Annotated in this window: 8 protein-coding genes; 5 read left to right on the forward strand and 3 right to left on the reverse strand. The window is 62.0% G+C overall.

Annotated elements, in window-relative coordinates; all coding sequences use genetic code 11:
* Positions 1-53 precede the first annotated feature (53 nt).
* The 4 genes from QZ329_RS09600 (at position 54) to QZ329_RS09615 (ending at position 4,879) form a co-directional block, all read left to right on the forward strand.
* On the forward strand, positions 54-1,967 hold the full coding sequence (locus QZ329_RS09600) for an NAD(+) synthase (protein ID WP_295751718.1): 1,914 nt from the start codon (positions 54-56) through the stop codon (positions 1,965-1,967).
* A 164-nt stretch (positions 1,968-2,131) separates the two neighbouring features.
* Complete coding sequence (locus tag QZ329_RS09605; RefSeq protein ID WP_295751720.1) at positions 2,132-3,391, forward strand: glycoside hydrolase family 3 N-terminal domain-containing protein; 1,260 nt, start codon at positions 2,132-2,134, stop codon at positions 3,389-3,391.
* Between the two features lie 14 nt (positions 3,392-3,405).
* On the forward strand, positions 3,406-4,563 hold the full coding sequence (locus QZ329_RS09610) for an alanyl-tRNA editing protein (protein ID WP_295751723.1): 1,158 nt from the start codon (positions 3,406-3,408) through the stop codon (positions 4,561-4,563).
* A gap of 7 nt (positions 4,564-4,570) precedes the next feature.
* Positions 4,571-4,879 carry a hypothetical protein gene (locus tag QZ329_RS09615; protein WP_295751726.1) on the forward strand — a complete coding sequence of 103 codons (309 nt, stop codon included), beginning with the start codon at positions 4,571-4,573 and terminating at the stop codon, positions 4,877-4,879.
* A 44-nt stretch (positions 4,880-4,923) separates the two neighbouring features.
* Here the strand turns inward: QZ329_RS09615 and QZ329_RS09620 are convergent, their stop codons facing one another.
* A complete protein-coding gene (locus QZ329_RS09620) occupies positions 4,924-6,885 on the reverse strand; it encodes an LTA synthase family protein (protein WP_295751728.1) in 1,962 nt (653 codons plus the stop codon).
* Positions 6,886-6,945: 60 nt separating this feature from the next.
* Positions 6,946-8,361 carry a glycine--tRNA ligase gene (locus QZ329_RS09625; protein WP_295751731.1) on the reverse strand — a complete coding sequence of 472 codons (1,416 nt, stop codon included), beginning with the start codon at positions 8,359-8,361 and terminating at the stop codon, positions 6,946-6,948.
* A 480-nt stretch (positions 8,362-8,841) separates the two neighbouring features.
* Between QZ329_RS09625 and QZ329_RS09630 the strand changes: the two genes are divergently transcribed.
* Positions 8,842-9,498, forward strand: coding sequence for a CatB-related O-acetyltransferase (locus QZ329_RS09630; RefSeq protein ID WP_295751734.1), 657 nt, complete (start codon positions 8,842-8,844; stop codon positions 9,496-9,498).
* Positions 9,499-9,536: 38 nt separating this feature from the next.
* Here the strand turns inward: QZ329_RS09630 and QZ329_RS09635 are convergent.
* On the reverse strand, positions 9,537-9,825 hold a 289-nt coding region (locus QZ329_RS09635; RefSeq protein WP_295751737.1), incomplete at its 5' end, for an amino acid--tRNA ligase-related protein.

A 9,825-nucleotide genomic window follows, 5' to 3' on the forward strand; every position in this document is an offset into this window, starting at 1 on the left:
CCAAACAGTATACAATAAACCTGTCAAAAATTCCATGGGGGAGGTTCGAAAACATGAAGGATGGATTTATCTCCGTGGCCTGCGGCGCGCCGAAGCTGCGGCTGGCGGACTGCGCCTATAACGCCGAGCAGACCTTTCAGATGATGCGCTCTGCCGAGAAGGCGGGGGTCAAGGTTCTGGTCCTGCCGGAACTGGGGCTGACGGGCTACACCTGCGGCGACCTCTTTTACCAGGAGGTGCTGCTCCGGGGCGCGGAGGAGGCCCTTGATACGGTTTTGGAGGCCACGCGGAACCTGGAGGTAGTCACTGCTCTGGGAATGCCTCTGCGGGTTCATGACAAATTGTATAACTGTGCCGTGGTAATACAAAGCGGAAAGGTTTTGGGAGTGGTTCCCAAGACCCACCTGCCCAACTACGGCGAGTTTTACGAGAAGCGCTGGTTTGCCCCGGCGCCGCCGGAGACGGAGCGCCTTCCCCTGCTGGGGCAGGAGTGCGTGACCTTCGGGGCGGGGCAGGTCTTCCGGTGTGAGAATCTTCCGGAGCTGGCGCTGGGCTTTGAGGTCTGCGAGGACCTCTGGTCTCCGGATTCCCCCTCGATCCGGATGGCGAAGGACGGGGCCCTGCTCATTGGAAACCTCTCCGCCAGCAACGACGTGGTGGGGAAGGATGCCTACCGCCGCCAGCTGGTGACGATGCAGAGCGCCAAGCTCCTCTGCGGCTATGTCTACTCCAGCGCCGGGGCGGGGGAATCCACCTCCGATCTGGTCTTTGGGGCCCATCAGCTTGTGGCGGAGAACGGCTGCCTTTTGGCGGAACGCCGGTTTGACGGCGGACTGCTGATCTCGGAGATCGACGTGCAGCGCCTTGCCTATGAGCGCCGCCGGACCCAGGCGCTGGGGGAGGGAGCGGGAACCGGCGGCTGTGCGGAGACCTTCCTCCTCACCGTCTCCCCCACGAAGCTGACCCGCTATGTGTCGCCCATGCCCTTCGTCCCTGAGGGGAAGGAGGACCGGGACGCCCGGTGCCGGGAAATTCTGCTTATTGCCTCCCTGGGGCTGAAACAGCGGCTGGAGCACACCGGAGCCAAGACGGCGGTGGTGGGCCTCTCCGGCGGACTGGACTCCACCTTAGCGGTGCTGATTACCGGCCTTGCCATGAAGATGATGGACCGGCCGCTGTCGGATATCATCGCCGTCACCATGCCCTGCTTTGGCACCACGGACCGGACGAGGAACAATGCCGTGATTCTGGCGGAGCGGATGGGGGCCACGCTGCGGACGGTGGATATCACCCAGTCCGTCCGCAGTCACTTCCGGGACATCGGGCACGATCCGGAGGACCACTCCGTCACCTATGAAAACGCCCAGGCCCGGGAGCGCACCCAGGTGCTGATGGACATTGCCAACGGCAGCGGCGGCCTGGTCATCGGCACCGGGGACCTCAGCGAGCTGGCTTTGGGCTGGTGCACCTACAACGGGGACCACATGAGCATGTACGGCGTCAACGCCTCCATCCCCAAGACGCTGGTGCGTCATCTGGTGGGCTATCTTTCCCGGGACGGGGAGGAGCCGGAGCTTCACGACGTGCTGGAGGACATTTTGGACACGCCGGTATCCCCGGAGCTGCTGCCCGCCGTTCAGGGGGAGATCAGCCAGAGGACGGAGGACCTGGTGGGCCCCTATGAACTGCATGACTTCTTCTTGTACTATGTAATTCGCTGGGGCTTCGGGCCGGGAAAGGTCTTCCGGCTGGCGCAGTATGCCCTGGGGCGGAAGTATGGCCGGGAGATCATTTTGAAGTGGCTGAAATCCTTCTACCGCCGTTTCTTCAACCAGCAGTTTAAACGGAACTGCCTGCCCGACGGTCCGAAGATCGGCACCGTGGCTCTGTCCCCCCGAGGCGATTGGCGGATGCCGTCGGATGCGCAGGCCGCGTTGTGGATTGCAGAAGCGGAGGCGCTGAAATGAGAGGAAATGAGAAGCCAATCGGCCTTTCGGGGCCCCCGCTCGAACCCAGCGAAGCGGATCGAGTGGGGAAAGGAGGAAGGAATGGAGCGTGTGGAGTTTTCGGCGGAAGCCGGAAACGGAACGGAGCGGAATTTCTTCCGACGCGGCGGAGGCGCTGAGGTGAGATGAGAAAAATTCTGTCTGCGGCGCTGCTTCTGATTCTGCTCCTCACCGCCTGCGGCGGGAAGATGGTGCCCCCTCCGCCGGAAGCGCCGGACAATGCTCCAGCGGAAATGCCGGAGATTCCGCCGGAGGAGCCTGCGGAGCCGGAGGAGGTTAAGAACCCGCTGGAGGCCGCCTTGCGGAAAAATCTGGAGGAGATGAGCCTGGAGCAAAAAGTGGGCCAGCTCTTCTTTGTCCGGGTCCCCGGGGAGAACGCCGTGGAGGACGTGATGACCTACCACCTGGGCGGCTACATTCTCTTTGGCCGGGATACCCAGGACAAGACGGCCAACGAGCTGATTCAGAACATTGCTTCCTGGCAGCGGGCGGCGGCTTATTACGACACCGGCATTCCTCTGCTGATCGGCGTGGACGAGGAGGGCGGCACGGTGGTCCGTGTCAGCTCCAACCCCAAGATTCGAAGCAGGAAATTCTCCAGCCCCCGGAAGCTCTGGCTGGAGGGAGCGGGGGGAGAGGGCGGCCCCCTGGGCGTGGAGGAGGAGACCCGGGAGAAATCTTTGCTCCTCAAGGCTCTGGGATTCAATGTGAATCTGAATCCGGTGGCGGACATTTCCACAAACCCCGGGGATTTCATCTATGACCGGACCACCGGCGGAAACGAGATCGAGGCTGGAGCGTATGTGGCCCGGGTGGTGGAGGTTCAGTCCCGGTATGGCCTGGGCAGCGTCCTGAAACACTTCCCCGGCTACGGGAACAACCGGGACACTCACACCGGAATCGCCGTGGACGAACGGCCCTGGGAGACCTTCCAGGAACAGGATTTCCTGCCCTTCCAGGAGGGCATCGCCGCGGGTGAGGCGTTCCCCCCTATGCCCGCCGTGCTGGTGAGCCATAACATTGTGAACTGCATGGACGCGGTCCTTCCCGCGTCGCTGTCCCCGGAGGTCCACCGGATTCTCCGGGAGGACCTGGGTTTTGACGGCGTGGTGATGACGGACGATCTGGCCATGGAGGCCGTATCCAAATACGCGGAGAACGGAGCGGTGGCGATACTGTCCCTTCAGGCGGGAAACGATTTGATTGTCACCACGGATTACCGGACCCAGATTCCCCGGGTCATCGAGGCCGTGAAAGCCGGAAGCCTGGATGAGGCGGCGGTGGACGCGGCCTGTTGCCGGGTTCTCCGCTGGAAGGTGGAGCTAGGGCTTTTGGAGCTGTCGGAGATCGGGACCCTGGTGCCAACGGTTCTGCCCCAGGGCTGAAAGGAGAACATAAAATGACACAAAAGCTCTACTACCAGGACTCCTTCCTTCGGGAGTTCTCCGCCTCGGTCCTCCGCTGCGAGACCGCCGGGGACGTTTGGAAGGTGACTCTGGACCGGACGGCCTTCTATCCCGAGGGGGGAGGCCAGCCGGCGGATCATGGCGTACTGAAGACCGCCGCCGGGGAGATTGCCGTGACGGACGTCCACGAGAAGGACGGCGAGGTTATCCACACCTGCGCTGCCCCTGTGGAAACCGGAGCCGCCGTTTCCGGCGCCGTGGACTGGAACCGGCGCTTTGACCATATGCAGCAGCACTCCGGCGAGCACATCATCAGCGGCATTCTCTGCCGCCTGTACCATTGTGACAACGTGGGCTTTCACCTGGGGGCGGAGACCGTCACCATCGACTACAACGCAGAAATCACCTGGGAACAGGCCCTGGAGGCGGAGCGTCTGGCCAACGAGGCGGTCTGGGCGGACCGGGAGACCGAGATCACCTATCCCCCGCCGGAGGCCCTGGCGGCCCTGGAGTACCGGAGCAAGAAGGAGCTCACCGGACAGGTCCGCATTGTGGAATTTCCGGGGGCGGACCGCTGCGCCTGCTGCGGCACCCACGTGGTCCGGGCGGGGCAGGTGGGCCTTATCAAGGTGCTCTCCTGCCAGAAGTTCCGGGAGGGGGTCCGCATGGAGATTCTCTGCGGAGCCCGGGCGCTGCGCTATCTTGGCGGGGTTTACGACCAGACCCGGGCTCTGGGCCAGCGCCTCAGCGTGAAGCCTTTGGAGACCCTGGCGGCGGCAGAGCGCCTGACGGCGGAGCTGAGCGCCGCCAAGGAGCGGATCGCCTCCCTGGAGCAGACCGCCTTTGCCGCTCTGGCGGCGGAGCAGGCGGGAAAGGGAGACGTGCTGCTGTTCCAGCCCCCCATGCGGCCGGACAGCCTCCGCCGTTTGGCGGACGCCGTGGGAAAATCCTGCGGAGGTCTGGCGGCGGTGTTCTCCGGAGAGGGGGAGAAGTGGGGGTACGCCCTGGTTCGTTCCGATGGGGCGGACATCTCCCCCCTGGTGAAGGAGCTGAACCAGTCTCTCCGGGGACGGGGCGGAGGCCGGAGCGGCTTTGCACAGGGAAGCGTCCAGGCGGGAAGTGAGGCGATCACGGCGTTCTTCGGGAGGTGAGCGAGGTTTGAAATACGTATTGGCGGAGTGGGACCACGAACTGGACGACGAGCCTTATCAGATATATTCCGAGCTGGATGGAGCGCGCCGGGAGATTCGCCGGGTGGAATTCTACCGGAACGGAGTCACCTTTTCCTACGGCGGAGAGCGGGGAAACGAGGGCGCTCTCGCGCCGGAACCCTTTCCGGAGGACCTGCGGGACCTTCAAATGGAGGAGGGGGATTTTACTGCCCGGGAGATTTCCCCGTCCTTGTTTTACGAGATATGGAATCAGGCCCAGGAGCGGCCCGACGGGTTTATGGGGATGTTCTTTTAAACGAAGAAACGGGCGGCTGCCAGCCGCCCGCTTTCTTTGCATGGTTACGTTCCCGGAGAAACGTTCATCTGCTCCGTGATATACCGTTTCCCATACACGGCGTCGTACACCACCGCGTCCCGGAGCTCCAGAAGCTCCAGGGCCTCGGGACTCAGCCCCGCCTCTTCCCGGGTGAAGCTGGGAGTTCCCTGGCCATCCACAAAATAGAGATCCGTCTGGGTCAGGCATACCTGGCTGACCTTCTCCAGCAGCGCCCAATACCGGGACATGGGCTCCCCCGTCAGCTCCAGCAGCTGGGGACCCAGGGCGGTGATGCTGCTTTCCCGCCGGGTTCCTGCCCGGCCCTGGAGCAGGGCGGCGTCGTTGGCCCAGATGAGATAGTCCGTAGAGTAAAGGTCGTTGATCTGGTCCGGCATCCAGTTGGTGGTGTCGTTCTCCGGGCAGAGACCCAGGAGCGTATACACCGTGTCCCCGCCGGGCATGAAGAGGTTGGGCCGGTGGTCCCCGAAGAAGACCACGATGGTGGGTTCCTCACTTTCCCGCAGGGCCTCCGTCAGTTCCCCCAGGGCCTGGTCCGCCCGGGTGATGCCCTCCAGCATGACCCGAATGATGTCCCGCTGGGCGGGGGTGAAGTCGGGGGCGTTCAGGGGAATCTGACAGGCGTAGTTGAATTTCTGGGGCTCAAAGGGCTGGTGGTTCTCCATGGTGATGCCGAAGAGAAACGCCCGCTTCCCCGTTTTATTCACCGCCTGCATCCGCTCCAGCATCCCCTGGAAAAAGTAGCCGTCCCGCATGTAGAACCCGCCGTAGGCCCCGTCCTCCCGTTCAATTCCCATTTGTTGAATATCGTCGGAAAAATACAATTGGTTGAATCCGAGCAGGGGATAGTTCTCGACGCGGTTATACAATGTGTTGTCATAGGCGTGGAGCATTTCGGCGGTGTAATCACCGGATTTCGTGTATTGTTCCGCCAGGGCGTCAAAGCGCTGGTAGACTGCCGGGTCCTGGAAACAGATGTTGGTCCCCGGAGGCAGGTCCAGACTGTTGAGGCCGTAGAGCAGGGGAATTTCCAGATAGCCGGTGCCGTAGCCCAGGTAGTGGCTGTGGAAGGTTCCGCTGACGCTTTCCGCCTCCAGGGCGTGGAAATTGGCCAGGGGGTCCCCGCCGTACTGGAGTACCGGCAGACGGCCAAGGTCGAAGAAGGACTCGGAGAGGATGAAGAGGATGTTGGGCCGGACTTCTGGTTCCTCTTCGGTCTGAGGTCCCAGAAGCTGGTCGATGCGGTTCAGTACCTCCAGCATGTAGTCCTGGTCATAGCCCTTCGGAGGCGTTTTCGGCTGGGGGAAGGCGTCCCTCCAAAGGCTGAGGGTGAGACCGTGGAGGCTGTGGTTTTCGGCGGGGGGCATCCGGGTGTAGAAGTCCACTCCCAGCCAGCCGCCTATGCCTCGGGCACCCGCGCCGGTGAGAAGGATTCCCGCCAGCGTCAGGGAGAAGAGGCAGGACCGGCCTCGGACGGTTCCCTCCAGCGCGGTGAGCCGCCGGGTGAGAAACAGCATGACCACACAGAGCAGCAGCGCCAGACTTGCGAGATAGAAATCCTCCGGCGGCGTCAGGTCCCCGGCCAGTCCCGCCACGTTTCCCGCCTGCTTGGCGAGGCCAAAGTCCGCCAGTTCCAGGGGCGTTCCGTTGATGGCGTTTTTGAAGTAGTCCACCAGGGCCAGAATCAGCCCCGCCGCCCCCACGGGGAGCGCGGCGATCCAGAGCCGCCCCACCGCCGTTCCCAGAATATACACCGGCACGGTCCAGAGCAGGGCGGTCATCAGCAGATGGGCAGGATAGTCCCGGGCCCACTCCAAAATGCCGGGCAGGGTCCCGATGGCAATCCACTGTATGGCGGCGGTGATAGCCAGCCCCATGCACGCCGAGGCGGCGGTGAAGAGGCACCACCGGAGCCAGACGGGACCGATGGGTGGTTTCTTGATGTTCAATCGAGACTGTTTTTTCATTGCTTTAAAACCCCAGGGCCGTGGGGGTCCCCACGGCCCCGTGAACCGTTTCCAGAGGGATCAGTAGGCCAGCTTCTCGGTGAGATAGGCCTTCAGCTGGTCAATGGGAATCCGGACCTGCGCCATGGAGTCCCGCTCCCGGACGGTGACGCAGTTGTCCCCGGCCTTGTCCGCGTCGCCCACGGTGTCAAAGTCCACGGTGACGCAGTAGGGGGTGCCGATCTCGTCCTCCCGGCGGTAGCGCTTGCCGATGGACCCGGTTTCGTCAAAGTCCACCATCCAGTCCTTGGAGAGCAGCTGCTGAATCTCCTGGGCCTTGGCGCTGAGCTTCTTGGAAAGGGGCAGGACGGCAACCTTGAAGGGGGCGATGGCGGGATGGAAGCGCATGACGGTGCGGACGTCGTTCTTGGCCTCGTCCACCACTTCCTCGTCATAGGCCTCCACCAGCAGGGCCAGGGTCATCCGGTCCGCGCCCAGAGAGGGTTCGATGACATAGGGGACGTAATGCTCGTTCTTCTCCTGGTCGAAGTAGGTCAGATCCTGACCGGAGTGCTTCTGGTGCTGGCTCAGGTCATAGTCCGTGCGGTCCGCCACGCCCCAGAGCTCGCCCCAGCCGAAGGGGAAGAGATACTCGAAGTCCGTGGTGGCCTTGGAGTAGAAGGCCAGCTCCTCGGGCTCGTGGTCCCGGAGGCGGAGGTTCTCCTCCTTGATATTCAGGCCAATCAGCCAGTCGTGGCAATAGGTCCGCCAGTACTGGAACCACTCCAGGTCCGTGTCGGGCTTGCAGAAGAACTCCAGCTCCATCTGCTCAAACTCCCGGATGCGGAAGATGAAGTTGCCCGGGGTAATCTCATTGCGGAAGCTCTTGCCCACCTGGCAGACGCCGAAGGGGAGTTTCCTTCTGGTGGTTCGCTGGATGGCGGGGAAGTTGACGAAAATGCCCTGGGCGGTCTCGGGCCGGAGATAGACCTCGTTGGCGGTGTCCTCGGTGACGCCCTGATGGGTTTTGAACATCAGGTTGAACTTCCGAATGTCGGTAAAGTCGTTTTTGCCGCAGCCGGGGCAGGGGACGTTCTTCTCCCGGATGAAGGCCACCAGGTCCTCCTGGGTCATGGCCTCCACGTTGACGTCCAGACCGTTCTCCTGGACGAAACCCTCCACCAGCTTGTCGGCCCGGTGCCGCATTTTGCAGGCCTTGCAGTCAATAAGGGGATCGTTGAAAGTGGAGACGTGGCCGGAGGCCACCCAGACCTGGGGATTCATGAGGATGGCGGCGTCCAGTCCCACGTTATAGGGGTTCTCCTGGACGAACTTTTTCCACCAGGCCCGCTTCACGTTATTCTTGAGCTCCACGCCTAAGGGACCGTAGTCCCAGCTGTTGGCGAGGCCGCCGTAGATTTCGCTGCCGGGGAAGACGAAGCCCCGGCCCTTGCAGAGGGCGACGATTTTCTCCATGGTCTTCTGCTTGTTGTCCATACTGATTCTCTCCTTAAAAATAAAATGCCCCGAGCCGAAGCTCAGGGCGAACATTGACCAGTCCGCGGTTCCACCTGAATTCCCCCCAAGGCGGGGGACACTCTGCCCGGTAACGGCGGGAGACCGGCGGGGCATTGCCTCCCCGCGGCGTAAAAAGGGGCGCCAAGCGGTCTCCCTCCCGGAAGGGCTTGCACCGTCCGCCCTCTCTCTTTGCCGGGATGGGGGAGGCTTCTCCCCTTTGTGGCCTTTGATATGAATGTCACTGTATCATGTTTTCTATGGGATGTCAAGGGGGATACGGTTTTCCACGTCAAAAATCCCCTTGCAAACAGGGAACCACCTGTGTTACCATAGAAAATGTCCATAAAAAATGACCCGAGAGGATGACCGGAAATGAACGGAATCCGAAAAAAGAGGGCCGTAGCCACGGCATGGAAACTCTGTCTGGAGGTGATGAACGGATAATATAAGGAGGTTTTTATGAACAACATCCCCAGCCCGGACGCGGTATTCCCCAACGAGTACGGCACGTCCTGCTTTTTGAAAAATGTAATCACCGCCCCCAATATCACCGTGGGGGATTACACCTATTATGACGATCCTGTGGACCCCACGGCCTTTGAGCGGAACAACGTCCTCTTTAACTGGCCGGAGTTTGGGGACCATTTGGTCATTGGAAAATTCTGCTCCATTGCCAGCGGTGTGAGGTTCATTATGGGCAGCGCCAACCACCGCCTTTCCAGCGTCAGCACCTATCCCTTCAACGTCTTCGGCGGCCTCTGGACGGAGCGCACGCCGCCCCATCTCTCCCAGCTTCCCTTTAAGGGGGACACGGCGGTGGGAAACGACGTGTGGCTGGGCCGGGAGTGCGTGGTGATGCCCGGCGTGACCATCGGGGACGGGGCCATTGTGGCCGCTTACTCCGTGGTTGCCAGGGATGTGGAGCCCTACGCCGTCGTGGGGGGGAACCCCGCCCGGTTTATTAAAAAGCGTTTTTCTCAGGAGCTGATTGATCTGCTCCTCCGGCTTCGCTGGTGGGACTTTTCCCCGGAGAAGCTGGCGGATTTCCTGCCGGCGCTTTGCAATGAGAATTTGGAGGAGGTCCAGGATATCATCCGGAGGATGCTGGACGCGTAAAACAGGCGAGGAGGGCCTTGGCCCTCCTCGCTTTCCGTTTATTTCTCCGGTTTCACCAGGGTAATGTGCAGCTCGTCCAGCTGCGCCTGGGTCACCTCGCTGGGGGCGCTCATCATCACGTCTTGAGCATTTTTGTTCATGGGGAAGGGGATGATCTCCCGAATGGAGTCCTCGCCCGCCAGCAGCATGACCATCCGGTCGATGCCCGGGGCAATGCCCGCGTGAGGCGGCGCGCCGTAGGTGAAGGCGTTGTACATGGCGGGGAACTTGGACTTCACGTCCTCCTCGCCCAGGCCCACCATCCAGAAAGCCTTGACCATGATCTCC

It is taken from the genome of uncultured Oscillibacter sp. (assembly GCF_910579365.1).
Classification (GTDB): Bacteria; Bacillota; Clostridia; order Oscillospirales; family Oscillospiraceae; genus Oscillibacter.